The organism is Streptomyces sp. NPDC001902, assembly GCF_042891295.1.
Lineage (GTDB): Bacteria > Actinomycetota > Actinomycetes > Streptomycetales > Streptomycetaceae > Actinacidiphila.
In genome coordinates this window covers 120,620-136,572 of record NZ_JBIATA010000015.1, presented here as the reverse complement: position 1 = coordinate 136,572, position 15,953 = coordinate 120,620, and the positions used below count along the sequence as shown (strand labels likewise).

Here is a 15,953-nt window from a genome sequence, read left to right as displayed (position 1 = left end):
GGTGACCCCGGGGCTGTCTTGCGCCCCGGGGTCACCGGCAGGTGCCCCCGGTACGGGGGCCCGGCCTACAGGTTCAGGACGACCAGCGCCCCCACGCCGCCCAGGGCCAGCGCGACGGCGGCATCGGCCCAGCCGCCCCTCCCCCAGCGGAAGTACCGGTCCAGCGCGAGCCGCCCGGGGCCGATGGCGGCGATCCCGAGGGCGACGACGGTGATGGCCAGGTTGTACTCGATGCCGCCCTGCTCGTCCCACAGCCCGCGGGCACCGGTCACCGTGACCATGGCGTTGATCATCACGCCGATGAGCGCCGCCGCGGCGAGCGGGGTGAACAGCCCCAGCGCCAGGCCCACGCCGCCCAGGAACTCCGATGCCCCGCCGATGGCGGCGAAGACCTTCCCCGGCGAGTAGCCCATCATCTCGAAACCCTTGCCGGTGCTGGTGAGCCCCTGGCCGCCGAACCATCCGAAGAGCTTCTGGAGCCCGTGCCCCGCCATCAGGACACCGAAGGTGAGCCGGATCAGCAGCAGGCCGCAGTCACCGGCGCTCACCCGCGGCGGCGCCTGTACGGCGTCCTCGGCCTGCGGCTGGACGCGCAATCGTTCGGCTATGTGATGCATGGGGAAACCTCTTGTCAGTGCAGTCACTGCGGATCACACAGGCATCCCTCCTCCCTCAGGAGGTACGCGACAGCTGTGTGCCACGTTCAACCACTTTCCCCTCTTTCGTACATCTCATCCCGAAATACCGGAAGTGCCGGGTGGTACCGATGCTCACCGGTGGCCGGCGGTGGCCTCGCGTCGTTCAGAGCCGCAGGCGCGGCGCCTCGTCGTCCGGGGTGTCCGGACTCGCGAAGTGGAAGGGGACCGAGAGGACGGAGGCCAGGGCCCGGCCCGCCCGGTCGGCGGCGACCGCCGAGGGGTGGCGCCGGCCCGGGTCCCTCTCCTCGCCCAGGTACCGCACCGCGGTGCCCCGGTAGATCGTGGCCAGGTGGTGCTCACCCGCGGGATCGGCGGTGAGCGCCAGCAGCTCCACGAACCAGTCGTGCACGGTGTCGCCGTCCCACACCGCCTCGATCGCGGCGACGCGGCCGGGGGAGCCGGCGGCGCGGGCGTGCAGGGATTCCGTGTCGAGGGGGCTGTCGGGGGTGCGCGCGATCCGGTCGCCGTGGTGGTCGTAGCGTTCGCCCACCACGATCTGGGCCTCGTGGAGCCCGAGGCCACGGGCCCGGCCCGCCTCGAAGACGACGCGTACCGCGCGGATCAGGCTGTCCTGCAGGACGTACCCGTCCACCTGTTCCCGGACTCCGGCCGGCAGCGTCTCCCACCATTCGGACGCGGTCGTGCCTGCCATTCCCGGCTCCCCTCTCCCCTGCGGCCCGCGTGGCGGGACCGGCCGGATGCCACCGTACGGCGCGACCTCAACCAGCCGCGTCCCGGAGGAAGTTGCACGGCCGTGCAACCCTCCGCGCGCATTCGGGAGTACCTACGAATGGACGTCCAAGCGGCGGCCACCGCATCCGGTGGCCACCGCAGGCCGGCGCGCGGGCCTACGCGCCGGCCGTCAAGGACCGCCCGGCGCGGTGCCGGGTGGCGGCTTCGAAGGAGAAATGCTCCGTGGCTCTCAGTTTTGCCAGGAAGGCAGGCGTGGCGGCCGCCACGGCGGTCGCGATCGGCGCGATGTCGCTCGGCGCCTCCGCCATGGCGGCGCCGTCGGCCCCGTCCGCCCCGGCCACGCACCGCGCCGGCGCACCCGCCGCCGTGGCCGCCAAGGCGGTCGCCGCACCCGGGAAGCAGGCGCCCAAGGTCGTCACGCAGCTGATCGGCGAGGGCCGGGTGGACGGCAAGCGCTGGTCGGTGGCCCTGGAGTTCCACCGGACGCTGCCGGAGGGCTACGACCTTCCCACGTCCCCCGACGGCACCACCGCCCCCGGCACGGCGCTGCTGTGCCAGCGCATGTACATCGACGGCGTCCGCATCGACCACCAGGGCGGCCCCTGGTCCGACTGCCAGCCCGTCACCGGCGCCCACGACCCCGCCGGCAGCGGCGGCATGGGCCTGTGGGGCTTCCAGGACAAGGGCACCACCGGCTCCCGCCTCATGGTCTCCAACCCCGAGGCCGCCGTCGCGTACGGCGTCGTCGTCCTCACCGACGGCACCCGTCTGAAGGCTCCCACGGTCACCGTCCCCGGCACCGACTACCGTGCCTGGGCCGTCGCCATACCCGACGGCAGGACGATCGCCGCCGTCGACCAGTACGACAGCCACCGCCACCGCCTCAGCCACGACACCTACTGGCGCTGATCCCAGGAAGAAGGACGGGCACCTCCTGCCGTGCAGCCACGTGACCACCGAGCCGAGGGCAGCGAACCGGACGCGGAGTTCACCCGCTTCGTCGCCGCCCGCTGGCGCGCCTTGACGCACACCGCGTACCTGCTCACCGGGGACTTCCACGAAGCGGAGGACCTGGTGCAGTCGACGCTGGCCAAGGTGTACCCGCACTGGGGGCGGTTGCGGCCCGAGCACGCGGAGCACTACGTGCGGCGGGCGCTGGTCAACACCAACCGCAGCCGGCACCGCCGCCGCAGGATCGCCCACCTCCTCCTCCCATCGCTGCCCGACACCCGCCCCGCCCCCGAGGACGGGGCGGGTGTCGGGGGCGTGGACGGGTACGACGCCCTGGCCCGCCTGCTCGCCGGACTGCCGGAGCGGCAGCGGGCGGTCGTCGTGCTGCGCTACTGCGAGGACCTGTCAGCGGAGGAAGTGGCGGACGTCCTCGGGTGCTCGGTCGGCACCGTGAAGAGCCAGGCCTCCCGGGCCCTGGACAAACTGCGCAACCGGGCGACCCTCGCCCGTCTTCACCCGTCCAGCCGCCCCGCAGAGGCACGATGACTCCCGACCACGACCGCCGCCCCTCCCAAGAGGACTGGCTGCGCGACGCCTTCGCCCGGTCGCGCGACGCCTACCCCGCCTCCCAGGCCCCCGTCGACCGGATCCTCGCCACCGCGCGGGCGCACAGGAAGCGCCACCGCGCGGCGGTCGCCGTCGGCGCCGTGGCCGGTGCCGTCTGCGTCCTCGCCGTCGCCGTGGCGGTCTCGATCCAGGGGGCCCGCCCCTCCGCCGGCCCCGCGGACCGTTCCTCCCCGGCGGCGAGCCCGACCGCCACCGCGTCGCCCGGCCCCGTCACCGTCCGGGTGGCCGGCGGCACAACCGGCGGCGCCCCCTGGTCGGTCACGCTGGAGTTCCACCGGACGCTGCCGGAGGGCTACCGCCTCCCCACGCTCCCCGACGGCACCACCGCCCCCGGCACGGCGCTGCTGTGCCAGCGCATGTACATCGGCGGCATCCGCATCGACCACCAGGGCGGCCCCTGGACCGACTGCCAGCCCGTCACCGGCGCCCACGACCCCGCCGGCAGCGGCGGCACGGGCCTGTGGGGCCTGCACGACAAGGGCACCACCGGCTCCCGCCTCATGGTCTCCAACCCCGAAGCCGCCATCGCGTACGGCATCGTCAACCTCACCGACGGCACCCACCTCAAGGCCACCACCGTCACCGTCCCCGGCACCGACTACCGCGCCTGGGCCGTCGCCATACCCGACGGCAGGACCATCACCACCGTCGACCAGTACGACAGCCACCACCACCGCCTCAGCCACGACACCGACTGGCGCTGACCCCGGGAGGAGGGGACCCGTCGCACGGCCGGTGTCACATACCGCCCCGCCGCCCTGTCGTCATGGTCGAAGAGCACACCGACCACGGAAGGTGGGGGGTTCCTCATCATGGGCGTCGAGCGGTCGCAGCAGGCCGAAGGCCACGTCCGTACCGGCCACCCGGCCCGGTACCCGGCGCGACGGCGCACGAAGCTCGGCGTCGCAGCCGTCGTCGTGCTGGTCGTCGTCGCCCACCTGGGCCTGGGCGGGCTGCTGCTGACGTCCGGCCCCTGGAAGCACTGGGCCGTCGGCGCCCTCGTGGCCGTCGTCCTGGCCAAGACCGTCTTCCTGCTCCTACGCCGCGGCAGAAACCGTGGACACCGAGGTCAGGGGCGTACAACCAAGCGCGTTCCTCATCGGTCCTGATCGTCGGCGGCGCCGCCATGCCGCCAAGGACCGGAAGCGAAGGAACGCATGAACCGACCCAGAAGCGCCACGGTCGCCACGGCCGCCACCGTCGTGCTCGCCACAGCGGGCGGCCTGCTCACCGCGGCCACGCCCGCTTCCGCCGCCGTGACCTGCACCTCGCCGGTCTTCAAGCGGACGTTCTACGCGAACACCACGTTCTCCGGGACACCCAGGCACACGGACTGCGACTCGGTGATCGACCAGAACTGGGGCACCGGCGCGCCCTACAAGGGCCTGCCCGTCAACAACTTCGGCGTCCGCTGGTCCACCACGCGCGACTTCGGTTCGGGTGGGCCGTTCACGTTCACCGCTTCCTCCCGCGACGGCATCCGCGTCTACCTCGACGGCGTCCGCAAGGTCGACCTGTGGAAGAACGTGTCGTCCACGGTGCGCAAGACCGCCAACGTCACCGTCCCCTCCGGCAAGCACACCCTGCGCGTCGACTTCGTCAACTGGACGGGCTCGGCCAACGTCACGTTCGGCTACGCACCCCGCACATCGGCGACGGTCGACAAGGTCAAGCCCCTCGTCCCGGCCGGGACCACCGTCGCCTACAGCGCGACCACCGCGTCCACGAAGGTCGGCTGGGCCAAGAACAAGGAGATGGACCTCGCCGGGTACCGGGTCTACCGCCGGCTGAAGGGCGCCTCCTACCCCTCGAAGCCGATCGCCACGACGACCTCCACCTCCTACACCGACACGACCGTCCCGAAGGACGGCAACGTCTACTACTACGAGGTCCGCGCCTACGACAGGGCCGGGAACACCTCGTCGGGCACCGCCGACCTCGGCATCACGACCGTCGACAGCGCCGCCCCCGCCGCCCCGAAGGGCGTCGAGGAGAACTGGGCCATGGGCTACCCCAGCACGATCACCCTGTACTGGGACAGCAACTCCGAGCCCGACCTGGCCGGCTACCGCGTCTACCGCTCGACGTCCCTGCCGGTCGCCCTCACCCCGGAGAACCGGGTGGCCGGCGACGCCTTGTCGCACGGCGGCTACACGGGGCCGCTGCCGCAGACCGGCGACATCCACTACTACGTGGTCACCGCCGTCGACACGCACGGCAACGAGTCGGCGGCCTCCCACGCGGCGATGTACTACACCCGCGACCTGACGGGTCCGGTCGACACCGCACTCAACGCGCGCGGCCGGGAGGACGAGGCAGGCGTCACGCTGACCTGGGACCCCTCCGACCGGACCAGCGACGACTTCGCGGGTTACACGATCATCCGGTACGCCCAGCCGCGCGGTACCGGGGGCCCGCGGGAGGTCGTCGGCACGGGGGTCGAGGGCACCACGTTCACCGACGCGGCGCCACCGCCCGGCGCCACCTACTACTACGGGGTGGTCGCGGTCGACCACGCGGGCAACGGGGGCACCCCGTCCCAGGAGGTCGTCGTCACCGTCTCCGGGAACACAACGGCTCCCGCCCCGGTCACCGGCCTGACCGCCGACCCCAAGGAGAACGGCGTCACCCTCACCTGGGACGCCGACACCGCACCGGGCCTCGACCACTACCGCGTGCTGCGCGGCACGTTCGCCGACGGGCGGTGGACGTACGCCCCGCTGATCGACCCCTGGACCCTGCGGCCGCGGGAGATCAAGGCGACGACCTTCCACGACCGGGCGGCGGCCGACGGCCAACGGATCGGCTACGCGGTCGTCTCCGTCGACCAGTACGGCAACCAGCTCACCCCCGACACCGGCGCGACCGTCACCGAGGTCACCGAACTCGACCTCCGCCCCACCGCCCCACCGGCGACCGGCGCCCCGATCCACCTGAACAGCACCGAGACCGGCTCCCTCCACTGGTTCCTCACCGACGGAAAGAACGCCAACGGCAGCCCGGTGACGGCCTTCACCGTGAGCCGATGGAACCGCGAGAGCGGGACCTTCGACGCGCTCGCCACGGAGCCCAAGGGCAACTCGACCGACTGGTACTGGTCCGACCGCACCCAGCCCGCCGCCACCACGGTCTACTACCGCGTCACGGTCCTCTACGCGGACGGCACGGAATCGGGCGCGTCCGAGATCGCCGCCCTGAGCTACTGACCCGGCCCGCGCCGGCGGCGACAGCCGGGAAGGGGACCGGAAGTGAGTTTCCGGTCCCCTTCCACCGAGTCGTCGTCCGCCGGTGCGGGAGCCCGCGCTGCGATCGGCGCATGGGGAACGTCACGAGGTGCACGAGCGGCTCCCCGCGCTGGCCGAAGCCCACCCCGGCCGTCGGCGATTCGGTGCGGCACGTCACCGCCACCAGCTCGACCCGCCGGTCACGGATTCCCGAACGGCTCGCTTCGAGCAGGAGCACGGGATGAGCCTTCCTCCCTCCTACCGTGCCTTCATCACGGCAGTGGGAACCGGGGGCGGGGGGCCTTGTCGCGGGCTGTTCCGGCGCCAGCAGACCGATCTCGGCGAACGGTGGGCAGACCTGCTGGCCACGCCGCCTCCTCTCCGACCAGGGGCTCAACCCCGGACCGGACTTCCACGACGGGTACATGCAGTGGCTGATGAACCCCGGCGGCACAGTGGACTCTTGAGCTCCGCGGTATGGCTTGATGTCGAAGAGCGGGATGGTCGGTGGCGGCGGGGCGAGTACGGCGCGAAGGCTGTTGAGCGTCGGACGCCATTGCCTGCCGTCCCGTGGGTTGACCCAGTTCGACGCCAATCCGGATTCGTCGCTGACGATGCGGGCGAGGGCTTCGTCCGCCAGGTTCCGGAGGTCGGAGCGGAAGGTCGGCATGGGTGAAGGGGCCGGTAGCCCAGGTACCCATGATGATCTCCTCGCACGGCCACGCCGGGAGCCTCGCACCGGCCACTGACAATGCGGCCACGACGGCGAAGCCAAGGTGCGGCCAGCCGTCCCACGCATGCCCCACAGCCGCAGGTCGGGCACCGGATTCCCGTCCACACCCCGTCCACAACCGCTGGTGGAGAGCGTCCGAGAACGGGACGGAGCGAGACAGCGGCCAACGCCCGCCGGAGCAAACAAAACAGCCCCTGCTCCGCGTTTCCGCAGCTCAGGGGCTGTGTTTCCACTGTGGCGGCGCCAGGATTCGAACCTGGGTAGGCTAAGCCGACGGATTTACAGTCCGCTCCCATTGGCCACTCGGGCACACCGCCTGGGAAGTGTCTCCGCGGGCCGCTTGTGTGCGGTCCCCGTGGCGACGTCGTAAACAATACCCGATGCGCGGGGGTGCTTCGCCACCCTATTGATCAGCGCTTCGGGCGGGTCCGGTGGCTAGGCTTGCGGGGGCGGCCCGGAGGCGGGTCGCGGACCTGACGGATCAGAGCCAAGGAGCCAACAGAAGATGGCCGACTCCAGTTTCGACATCGTCTCGAAGGTCGAGCGGCAGGAGGTCGACAACGCCCTCAACCAGGCCGCCAAGGAGATCTCGCAGCGCTACGACTTCAAGAACGTCGGCGCGTCGATCTCGTGGTCCGGGGACAAGATCCTGATGCAGGCCAACTCCGAGGAGCGGGTCAAGGCCATCCTGGACGTCTTCGAGACCAAGCTGGTCAAGCGGGGGATCTCACTGAAGTCGCTGGACGCGGGCGAGCCCCAGCTGTCCGGCAAGGAGTACAAGATCTTCGCGACCATCGAGGAAGGCATCTCGCAGGAGAACGCCAAGAAGGTCGCCAAGATCATCCGCGATGAGGGGCCCAAGGGCATCAAGGCGCAGGTCCAGGGCGAGGAGCTGCGCGTGACGTCCAAGAGCCGGGACGACCTGCAGGCCGTCATCGCGCTGCTGAAGGGCAAGGACCTCGACTTCGCGCTGCAGTTCGTGAACTACCGCTGAGCGAGGTCTTGCCGAGGCCCCGGCCGCGAGGAGGCGGCCGGGGCCTTCGCCACGCGCACGACGGGGCGCATTCGGAGGGTGCCGCCCGGGAAGCCGCCGTAGGTGCGTAGTGTCTTCCTGTTAGGTCTCCCCAGGACCGCCCCGCCCGTCGACGGCGGACCCGGGGCAGTGTCTCGAGGATGGAGCCGGGCATGCAAAGCCGCACCGCTTTGGTCGAGGACCTGATGAGCCGCTTCCCGCACGTCCCCCGCGAGGCGGTCATCAAGGAGGACCTCCTGCGCGGCGGGATCGCGTTCGACGAGTCCGCGCTCAGCGGCAACGAGGACGGCGACGTCAAGCCGAAGTCGTACTTCATCTTCTCCTTCGACCACCGCACCCTCCCCGAGCTGGGCGCCGCCGCGCTGAAGCGGCCGCCGGAGGAGATCGTGCTCACCGGCGGGCCGTACGACCTGCGCCGCACGGTGGTGTCGGTACGGGTGAACCCGGCCTCGCCGTACCGCGTGCGGGCGGGCGGGCGCGGTGTGCTCGGCCTCTACCTCGACGGGGTGCGCATCGCGGACGTCGGCCTGCCGCCGATGCCGGCGTACTACCGGCACACGCTGGAGAACGGCAAGTCGGTAATGGAGGTCGCGCCGACGATCCAGTGGGGCTACCTGATCTACCTGACGGTCTTCCGCGTGTGCCAGTACTTCGGCGCCAAGGAGGAGTGCCAGTACTGCGACATCAACCACAACTGGCGCCAGCACAAGGCGGCCGGACGCCCCTACACGGGTGTGAAGCCGGTCGAGGAGGTGCTGGAGGCACTGGAGATCATCGACAAGTACGACGAGACGAAGTCCTCCACCGCCTACACCCTCACCGGCGGGGCGATCACCTCCAAGGTCGCCGGGCGGGACGAGGCGGACTTCTACGGCCACTACGCGAAGGCCATCGAGGAGCGCTTCCCCGGCCGCTGGATCGGCAAGGTCGTCGCGCAGGCGCTGCCCAAGGAGGACGTGCAGCGCTTCAAGGACTACGGCGTGCAGATCTACCACCCCAACTACGAGGTGTGGGACCGCCGTCTGTTCGAGCTGTACTGCCCGGGCAAGGAGCGTTACGTCGGCCGGGACGAGTGGCACCGCCGCATCCTGGACTCCGCGGAGATCTTCGGCCCGCGCAACGTGATCCCCAACTTCGTCGCGGGCGTGGAGATGGCCGAGCCGTTCGGCTTCGGCAGCGTCGGGGAGGCGATCGACTCCACGGCGGAGGGCCTGCGCTTCTTCATGTCGCGGGGCATCACGCCGCGCTTCACCACCTGGTGCCCGGAGCCGACGACCCCGCTGGGCAAGGCGAACCCGGAGGGCGCGCCGCTGGAGTACCACATCCGCCTGCTGGACGTGTACCGCGCGACGCTGGAGGAGTACGGGCTGAGCTCGCCGCCCGGGTACGGCCCGGCCGGCCCCGGCAACGCGGTGTTCTCGGTGAGCTCGTTCATGGACAGCCTGCCGGCGTCCGCGCCGGTCGGAGTGAGCTGAGTGCCGACCCTGCTGATCGTGCATCACACGCCGTCGCCGAACCTGCAGGCGATGTTCGAGGCGGTGGTCGCCGGCGCGACCACCGACGAGATCGAGGGCGTGGACGTCGTGCGGCGGGCCGCCCTCGCGGCGACCGCCTCCGACGTGCTCGCGGCGGACGGCTACCTGCTGGGCACGACGGCGAACCTCGGCTACATGTCGGGGGCGCTCAAGCACTTCTTCGACCAGGTCTACTACCCGTGCCTGGACGGCACGCGGGGCCGCCCGTTCGGCTACTACGTGCACGGCGGCAACGACGTGACGGGGACGGTGCGGGGGATCCGGTCGATCACCACGGGCCTGGGCTGGGAGCAGGCGGCGGCCGAGGTGACGGTCACCGGGGAGCCGTCCAAGGCCGATCTGCAGGCCTGCTGGGAGCTGGGCGCGACCCTGGCCGCCGGGTTGGCGGACTGACCGCGCGGGCCCGGCGCCGACGTGCCGGGCCCATGCCCCCGTCCTACCGTTGAGGTGGAGAGAGGGGGCAGCACCGATGGCACCCCGGGTCCTGGACGACGCGACCCTGGACGCCCTGCGCTCCGGCTTCGCGGGCGAGGTCGTCGCACCGGGCGACCCGTCCTACGACGAGAGCCGCACGCTCTTCAACGCGATGATCGACCGCAGGCCGTCCGTGATCGCCCTGTGCGAGACGGTGGAGGACGTCGCCGCGGCGATCCGCTTCGGACGTGAGCGCGGGCTGGAGGTCGCCGTCCGCGGCGGCGGGCACGGTGTCGCCGGGAATGCCCTGACGGACGGCGGCGTCGTCGTCGACCTGCGGCGCATGCACGCGGTCGTCGTCGACCCGGGGGCGCGCACGGCACGGGTCGGCGGGGGCGCCACGATGAGCCACCTGGACCGGGCGACGCAGCCGCACGACCTGGTCACCACCGGGGGCCGGGTGTCCACCACGGGCGTGGCCGGCTTCACCCTCGGGGGCGGATCGGGGTGGCTGGAGCGCGCGTTCGGGCTGGCCTGCGACAACCTGGTGGAAGTCGAGCTGATGACGGCGGACGGCACCATGGTGCGGGCCGCCGAGGACGAGAACCCGGAGTTGTTCTGGGCGTTGCACGGGGGCGGCGGCAACTTCGGCGTCGCCACCTCTCTGACGTTGCGGCTGCACCCGCTGCCCGCGGTCACCGTGGCCCTGCTGCTGTGGCCGCCGGACGCCGGCCCCGAGGTGCTGCGCGCCTACCGCACCCTGCTGGCGTCGGCGCCGGACGAGATGGGCGGGGGCCTGCTCTTCCTCACCGGGCCTGCGGAGGAGTTCGTCCCGGAGCACCTGGTGGGCGCGCTCACCTGCGCCGTCCTGGTGACGTACGCGGGCGCTGGGGACGCGGCGCGCGAGGTGCTGGAGCCGCTGCTCGCGCTCGGCCCGCAGGGCCGGCTGGTGACGGAGCTGCCGTACGCGGACCTCCAGTCCATGTTCGACGACCCACCGGGCTACCGGAACTACTGGTCGGCGGAGTACCTGGACGACTTCCCCGACGAGGCCGTGGACCGCTTCTGCGCCCGGGCCCGGGACATGGTGGTCCCCTCCCCCTCCCAGCACGTGCTGTTCCCCCTGGGCGGCGCCGTGGCGCGTCCTCCGGCCGACTACCCGCTGCCCTGGCGCCGGGCGCCGTGGGTCGTGCACCCGTTCGGCCTGTGGGCGGACCCGGCGGACGACGAGCGGGCCCGGCGGTGGGCGCACGGCATCCGCGCCGACGTGCGGCAGTGGTCCTCCGGTGCGGTCTACCTCAACTTCATCGGCGACGAGGGCGAGGGCCGCGTGATCGCCGGGTTCGGCGCGCACAACCTGGGGCGGCTGGCCCGGGTGAAGAGGGAGTACGACCCGCAGAACGTCTTCCGGCTCAACCACAACATCGAGCCGGACTGACCCGGGCCGCCGGGACCGAGGGCGGCTCAGCGGGTGGCGTACGGGGCGTCGACGGGGACGATCTCGCGGCCGAGCGGCACCAGGGAGATCGGCACCATCTTGAAGTTCGCGATGCCGAACGGGATGCCGATGATCGTCAGGCAGAAGCCGATGCCCGCGAGCACGTGGCCGATGGCGAGCCAGATCCCCGCGAGGATCAGCCAGATGATGTTCCCGAGCAGCGACCCGACGCCCGCGTCACGGCGTTCCACCGTGGTGCGGCCGAAGGGCCACAGCACGTAGTTGGCGATCCTCAGGGACGCGATCCCCCAGGGGATGGTGATGATGAAGATGAACATCAGCAGGCCCAGCAGGGCGTAGCCGATGGCCATCCACAGGCCCCAGATGATCAGCCACACGACGTTCAGGACGATGTTGACCGCCTTCATTGCCCAAGCCTCCCATGCGTCCGGGGGCCCCGCCCGTCAGGAGGACGGGAGCCGCCGCTCCGTCAGCCGTCCCCCACAGGGCCCGTACGCGCGGGCGGGCCGGGCCGCACGTGGGCGTCAGCGGCGGTGGCCGGCCATCTCCTCCAGGCGGGCGATGCGCTCGCCCATCGGGGGGTGGGTCGAGAAGAGCTTGGACACGTCGCCGGGGCGGAACGGGTTGGCGATCATGAGGTGGCTGGTGGTCTCCAGCCGGGGCTCGGGCGGCAGGGGGGCGCGCTTGGTGCCCGTCTCCAGCTTGCGCAACGCCGAGGCGAGGGCGAGCGGGTCGCCGGTGAGGCGGGCACCGGAGGCGTCTGCCTCGTACTCGCGGGAGCGGCTGACGGCGAGCTGGATGAGGGAGGCGGCGACCGGGCCGAGGATCATCATCAGGAGCAGGCCGAACAGGCCCGGGCCCTCGTCGTCGTCGGAGCGGCCGATGGGGATCAGCCAGGCGAAGTTGACGAGGAACATCACCACGGAGGCCAGCGCACCGGCGACGGACGAGATGAGGATGTCGCGGTTGTAGACGTGGCTCAGCTCGTGGCCGATGACGCCGCGCAGCTCGCGCTCGTCGAGGAGGCGCAGGATGCCTTCGGTGCAGCACACGGCGGCGTTGCGCGGGTTGCGGCCGGTGGCGAAGGCGTTGGGGGCCTCGGTCGGGGAGATGTAGAGCCGCGGCATGGGCTGCCGGGCGGAGGTGGAGAGTTCGCGCACCATGCGGTACAGCGCCGGCGCCTCGAACTCGCTGACCGGGCGGGCGCGCATGGAGCGCAGTGCGATCTTGTCGCTGTTCCAGTAGGCGTAGGCGTTGGTCCCGAGGGCTACGACGAGTGCGACGATCAGTCCCGTACGGCCGAAGAAGCTGCCGATGACCAGGATGAGAGCCGACATTCCGCCCAGGAGCGCGGCGGTCTTCAGGCCGTTGTGCCGGCGGTGCACGGTACACCCTCCAAGGTGTGCATCGGGAGGACCTTCTCTCCTCGTCCAAGGAGAACCTCCCGTAGGGGCCAACGCCACCGGAGGGGCGTTAGTTCCCTTGTGCACCTTCTTCGGGGTGCTCAGAGCAGGGTGTCGGAGGCGAAGCGGAGGATGAGCTGGGGTGCGCCGGACAGGACGATCCCGACGACGGCGGTGAGCGCGATGGCGGCGCCGAGCGCGCGCGGGGTGCCGGCCGGGCGGGCGGTGGCGGCCGGTTCCGTCCCGGGCTTCGCGAAGAGCAGGACCGTCCACCGAAGGTAGTAGACGAGTGCGATGACGACGTTGACGGCCATGACGGCGGCCAGCCAGCCGAGGTCCGCGTCGACGGCCGAGGAGAAGACGGCGACCTTGGCGAACAGGCCGATGACGCCGGGCGGCAGGCCGGCCAGGCAGAGCAGGAAGAAGGCCATGGCCAGGGCGGCGAGCGGGTGGCTGCTGTGGAGGCCGCGGTAGTCGGTGAGGCGGTTCTGCGGCGCGGTGCGGGCGACGAGCGCGGCCACGCCGAAGGCGCCGAGGTTCACCGCGCCGTACATCAGCGCGTACGCGAGGGTGGTGCCGACCTGACGGTCGGGGTCGGTGTACGCCGCGGCGGCGATCGGGACCAGCAGGTAGCCCGCCTGGCCGATGGACGACCAGGCCAGCAGGCGGACCGCGCTGCGCGGGCGGTCGGGGCGCTGCACCAGGGCGGCGACGTTGCCGACGGTCATGGTGAGGGCGGCCAGGACGGCGACGGCGGGGCCCCAGACGTGCGCGTACGGCCGGAAGGCGACGACGGTCACGAGGATGAGGCCGGCGAACCCGGCGGCCTTGCCGACGACCGACAGGTAGCCGGCGACCGGGAGCGGGGCGCCGGTGTAGGTGTCGGGCACCCAGAAGTGGAAGGGCGCGACGGCGAGCTTGAAGGCGAAGCCGACGACGGTGAGGGCGGCGCCGGCGGCGGCGAGGGTGTCCAGGCGGGGGTCGACGCCCTGCAGTCCCTTGGCCATGGCCTCCAGGTGGAGGGTTCCGGTGGCGGCGTAGACGAAGCTGACGCCCAGCAGGGTGACGGCGGTCGCGGCGACCGAGGACAGGAAGAACTTCAGGGCCGCCTCGCTCGACAGCCGGTCGCCGCGGCGCAGGCCGACCAGGGCGAACGACGGGAGGGTGGTCACCTCCAGGGCGATCACGAGGGTCGCCAGGTCGCGGGAGGCGGGCAGCAGCGCGGCCCCGGAGGCCGAGGAGAGCAGCAGGAACCAGAACTCGCCGGCCGGCAGCTCGTCGAGGGTGTGCACCGACAGCAGGGCCGCGACGAGCGCTCCGGCCAGGACCAGCAGCTGTACCACGAGGGTGAAGTGGTCGGCGACGTAGGAGCAGTCGGCGGGGCTGCCGACGAGGCAGAAGGTGGTGCGGTCGCCGTCCAGCAGCGGCAGCAGGCTCAGCCCGGCCAGCACGAGGCCGGCGAGGCTGATCCCCACCAGCGGCCGCTTGCGGCCGTCGGGCAGGAAGAGGTCGGCGACCAGTACGACGAGCGCGGCCGCCGCCACGATGGCGGGCGGGGCGATCGCGGCCCAGTCGACCGACTGGACGACGGAGGTGGCGAGGGTGCTCATCAGCTGCCTCCGAGCAGGGTGCGCACGGCCGGGTCGGTGAGGCCGAGCAGGGCGGCGGGCCAGAAGCCCGCGAGGACGGTCAGGACGACCAGCGGGGTCCAGGCCGCGAACTCGTAGCCCCGGACGTCGGCGAGGGCCGGCGCGGCGTGGACGGTGTCGCGTTCGCCCATGCAGACGCGGCGCACGACGAGGAGGAGGTACGCGGCGGTGAGCAGGGTGCCGAAGGCCGCGACCGCGGTGAAGACGAGGTAGGCGCCGCGGTCCAGGCCCGGGGCGGGCTTGAAGGAGCCGAACATCGCGAGCATCTCGCCCCAGAAGCCTGCCAGGCCCGGCAGGCCGAGGGAGGCGACGGCGGCGAAGGCCAGCAGGCCGCCCATGCGGGGGGCCTTGCCGTACAGCGCGGCGCCGGTCTGCCCCGCGAGGCCGTCGAGGTCGGTGGTGCCGTAGCGGTCCTTGAGGGCGCCGACCAGGAAGAAGAGCAGGCCGGTGATGAGTCCGTGGGCGATGTTGGCGAAGAGCGCGCCGTTGACGCCGGTGGTGGTCAGGCTGGCGATGCCGAGCAGCACGAAGCCCATGTGCCCGACGGAGCTGTACGCGATGAGGCGCTTGAGGTCGCCTCCGGCGCCGCGGCGGGCCAGGGCCAGGCAGGCCAGCGACCCGTAGACGATGCCGACGACCCCGAAGGCGGCCAGGTAGGGCGCGAAGGTCTGCATGCCCTCGGGGGCGATGGGCAGCAGGATCCGCACGAAGCCGTACGTGCCCATCTTGAGCAGGACGCCGGCCAGGAGCACCGAGCCGACCGTGGGGGCGGCGGTGTGGGCGTCGGGGAGCCAGCTGTGCAGCGGCCACATCGGGGTCTTGACGGCGAGGCCGAGGCCGATGGCGAGGACGGCGACCAGTTGCGTGGAGTGACTGAGAGCTGCTCCGGGGCCACTGTCAGTGGCGAGTGCCACCATGTCGAATGTGCCCGCCTTCAGCCCGATGAGGAGCAGGCCGAGCAGCATGATCACGGAGCCGAGCAGTGTGTAGAGGATGAAGCGCAGGGCGGACTTCTCCCGGTTCTCGCCGCCCCAGCGGGCGATGAGGAAGTACATCGGGATGAGGACCGTCTCGAAGGCGAGGAAGAAGAGCAGCAGGTCGAGCACGGCGAAGGTGGCGAGCGTGCCCGTCTCCAGGAGGAGCAGGAGCGCCACGAAGGCCTTCGGGGACGGGCCCGCGGGCATCTTGAAGTAGCTGTAGAGCGCGCAGAGGAAGGTCAGCAGCGCGCTCAGGACGAGGAGGGGGAGGCTGATGCCGTCGATGCCGAGGTGGATGCGGATGCCGAGGGCCGGGATCCAGCTGATGTCGGTGCTCGCCTGCATCGTCGCGGGGTGGTCGTGGTCGAAGCCCACGGCGAGGACGATGCTCAGGGCGAGGACGAGACCGGTGACGGTGACGCCGTGGCGCAGCACGGCCTGGTCGGGGTCCTTCCCCCGCAGACCGGGCGGGGGCGGCAGCAGGGCCGCCGCGGCGCCGAGCAGCGGCAGGACGACGGCGGCCGCGAGGACGTACTGGAGGACGGTGTCGTTCACGG

At 71.8% G+C, this 15,953-nt stretch carries 15 protein-coding genes and 1 tRNA gene; 9 read left to right on the top strand and 7 right to left on the bottom strand.

The window, feature by feature from the left end:
* Window positions 1–65: 65 nt before the first annotated feature.
* A complete protein-coding gene (locus ACFYYN_RS24270) occupies window positions 66–617 on the bottom strand; it encodes a DoxX family protein (RefSeq protein ID WP_500547495.1) in 552 nt (183 codons plus the stop codon).
* A 184-nt stretch (window positions 618–801) separates the two neighbouring features.
* Window positions 802–1,350, bottom strand: coding sequence for a hypothetical protein (locus tag ACFYYN_RS24265; RefSeq protein ID WP_500547494.1), 549 nt, complete (start codon window positions 1,348–1,350; stop codon window positions 802–804).
* A gap of 263 nt (window positions 1,351–1,613) precedes the next feature.
* Between ACFYYN_RS24265 and ACFYYN_RS24260 the strand changes: the two genes are divergently transcribed.
* From ACFYYN_RS24260 to ACFYYN_RS24240, 5 genes are all read left to right on the top strand, one after another.
* The gene (locus tag ACFYYN_RS24260) at window positions 1,614–2,300 is read left to right on the top strand and encodes a hypothetical protein (RefSeq protein WP_500328179.1); all 687 of its coding nucleotides are present in this window, start codon (window positions 1,614–1,616) and stop codon (window positions 2,298–2,300) included.
* A 30-nt stretch (window positions 2,301–2,330) separates the two neighbouring features.
* On the top strand, window positions 2,331–2,888 hold the full coding sequence (locus ACFYYN_RS24255; RefSeq protein WP_500547493.1) for a SigE family RNA polymerase sigma factor: 558 nt from the start codon (window positions 2,331–2,333) through the stop codon (window positions 2,886–2,888).
* A complete protein-coding gene (locus ACFYYN_RS24250) occupies window positions 2,885–3,673 on the top strand; it encodes a hypothetical protein (RefSeq protein WP_500547492.1) in 789 nt (262 codons plus the stop codon). Before ACFYYN_RS24255 ends, ACFYYN_RS24250 begins: the two co-directional genes overlap by 4 nt.
* A 108-nt stretch (window positions 3,674–3,781) precedes the next feature.
* Window positions 3,782–4,078, top strand: coding sequence for a hypothetical protein (locus ACFYYN_RS24245; RefSeq protein ID WP_500547491.1), 297 nt, complete (start codon window positions 3,782–3,784; stop codon window positions 4,076–4,078).
* A gap of 48 nt (window positions 4,079–4,126) precedes the next feature.
* A complete protein-coding gene (locus tag ACFYYN_RS24240) occupies window positions 4,127–6,175 on the top strand; it encodes a PA14 domain-containing protein (RefSeq protein ID WP_500547490.1) in 2,049 nt (682 codons plus the stop codon).
* A gap of 986 nt (window positions 6,176–7,161) precedes the next feature.
* Here the strand turns inward: ACFYYN_RS24240 and ACFYYN_RS24235 are convergent.
* Window positions 7,162–7,243, bottom strand: a tRNA-Tyr gene (locus ACFYYN_RS24235).
* 188 nt (window positions 7,244–7,431) lie between these two features.
* Between ACFYYN_RS24235 and ACFYYN_RS24230 the strand changes: the two genes are divergently transcribed.
* The 4 genes from ACFYYN_RS24230 to ACFYYN_RS24215 all read left to right on the top strand — a co-directional run bounded on the left by ACFYYN_RS24230 (window position 7,432) and on the right by ACFYYN_RS24215 (window position 11,346).
* On the top strand, window positions 7,432–7,920 hold the full coding sequence (locus tag ACFYYN_RS24230) for a YajQ family cyclic di-GMP-binding protein (protein WP_018558836.1): 489 nt from the start codon (window positions 7,432–7,434) through the stop codon (window positions 7,918–7,920).
* A gap of 191 nt (window positions 7,921–8,111) precedes the next feature.
* On the top strand, window positions 8,112–9,434 hold the full coding sequence (locus ACFYYN_RS24225; RefSeq protein ID WP_499513372.1) for a radical SAM protein: 1,323 nt from the start codon (window positions 8,112–8,114) through the stop codon (window positions 9,432–9,434).
* Entirely contained in the window at window positions 9,435–9,887 is a 453-nt protein-coding gene (locus ACFYYN_RS24220; protein ID WP_499513371.1) for a flavodoxin family protein, read from the top strand.
* 76 nt (window positions 9,888–9,963) lie between these two features.
* A complete protein-coding gene (locus ACFYYN_RS24215; protein WP_500547489.1) occupies window positions 9,964–11,346 on the top strand; it encodes an FAD-binding oxidoreductase in 1,383 nt (460 codons plus the stop codon).
* A 26-nt stretch (window positions 11,347–11,372) separates the two neighbouring features.
* Here ACFYYN_RS24215 and ACFYYN_RS24210 read toward each other — a convergent pair whose 3' ends face one another.
* From ACFYYN_RS24210 to ACFYYN_RS24195, 4 genes are all read right to left on the bottom strand, one after another.
* On the bottom strand, window positions 11,373–11,774 hold the full coding sequence (locus tag ACFYYN_RS24210) for a YccF domain-containing protein (RefSeq protein WP_500328192.1): 402 nt from the start codon (window positions 11,772–11,774) through the stop codon (window positions 11,373–11,375).
* Between the two features lie 117 nt (window positions 11,775–11,891).
* Entirely contained in the window at window positions 11,892–12,752 is an 861-nt protein-coding gene (gene htpX / locus ACFYYN_RS24205; protein ID WP_500328193.1) for a zinc metalloprotease HtpX, read from the bottom strand.
* Between the two features lie 119 nt (window positions 12,753–12,871).
* Window positions 12,872–14,380 carry an NADH-quinone oxidoreductase subunit N gene (locus ACFYYN_RS24200; RefSeq protein ID WP_500547488.1) on the bottom strand — a complete coding sequence of 503 codons (1,509 nt, stop codon included), beginning with the start codon at window positions 14,378–14,380 and terminating at the stop codon, window positions 12,872–12,874.
* Entirely contained in the window at window positions 14,380–15,951 is a 1,572-nt protein-coding gene (locus tag ACFYYN_RS24195; RefSeq protein WP_500547487.1) for a complex I subunit 4 family protein, read from the bottom strand. Before ACFYYN_RS24195 ends, ACFYYN_RS24200 begins: the two co-directional genes overlap by 1 nt.
* Between the last annotated feature and the right edge of the window lie 2 nt (window positions 15,952–15,953).

Coding starts and splice junctions, on each gene's coding strand:
- ACFYYN_RS24200 (WP_500547488.1), bottom strand. CDS start 14,380: ATGAGCACCCTCGCCACCTCCGTCGTCCAGTCGGTCGACTGGGCCGCG.
- ACFYYN_RS24215 (WP_500547489.1), top strand. CDS start 9,964: ATGGCACCCCGGGTCCTGGACGACGCGACCCTGGACGCCCTGCGCTCC.
- ACFYYN_RS24225 (WP_499513372.1), top strand. CDS start 8,112: ATGCAAAGCCGCACCGCTTTGGTCGAGGACCTGATGAGCCGCTTCCCG.
- ACFYYN_RS24245 (WP_500547491.1), top strand. CDS start 3,782: ATGGGCGTCGAGCGGTCGCAGCAGGCCGAAGGCCACGTCCGTACCGGC.
- ACFYYN_RS24270 (WP_500547495.1), bottom strand. CDS start 617: ATGCATCACATAGCCGAACGATTGCGCGTCCAGCCGCAGGCCGAGGAC.
- ACFYYN_RS24230 (WP_018558836.1), top strand. CDS start 7,432: ATGGCCGACTCCAGTTTCGACATCGTCTCGAAGGTCGAGCGGCAGGAG.
- ACFYYN_RS24265 (WP_500547494.1), bottom strand. CDS start 1,350: ATGGCAGGCACGACCGCGTCCGAATGGTGGGAGACGCTGCCGGCCGGA.
- ACFYYN_RS24210 (WP_500328192.1), bottom strand. CDS start 11,774: ATGAAGGCGGTCAACATCGTCCTGAACGTCGTGTGGCTGATCATCTGG.
- ACFYYN_RS24250 (WP_500547492.1), top strand. CDS start 2,885: ATGACTCCCGACCACGACCGCCGCCCCTCCCAAGAGGACTGGCTGCGC.
- ACFYYN_RS24240 (WP_500547490.1), top strand. CDS start 4,127: ATGAACCGACCCAGAAGCGCCACGGTCGCCACGGCCGCCACCGTCGTG.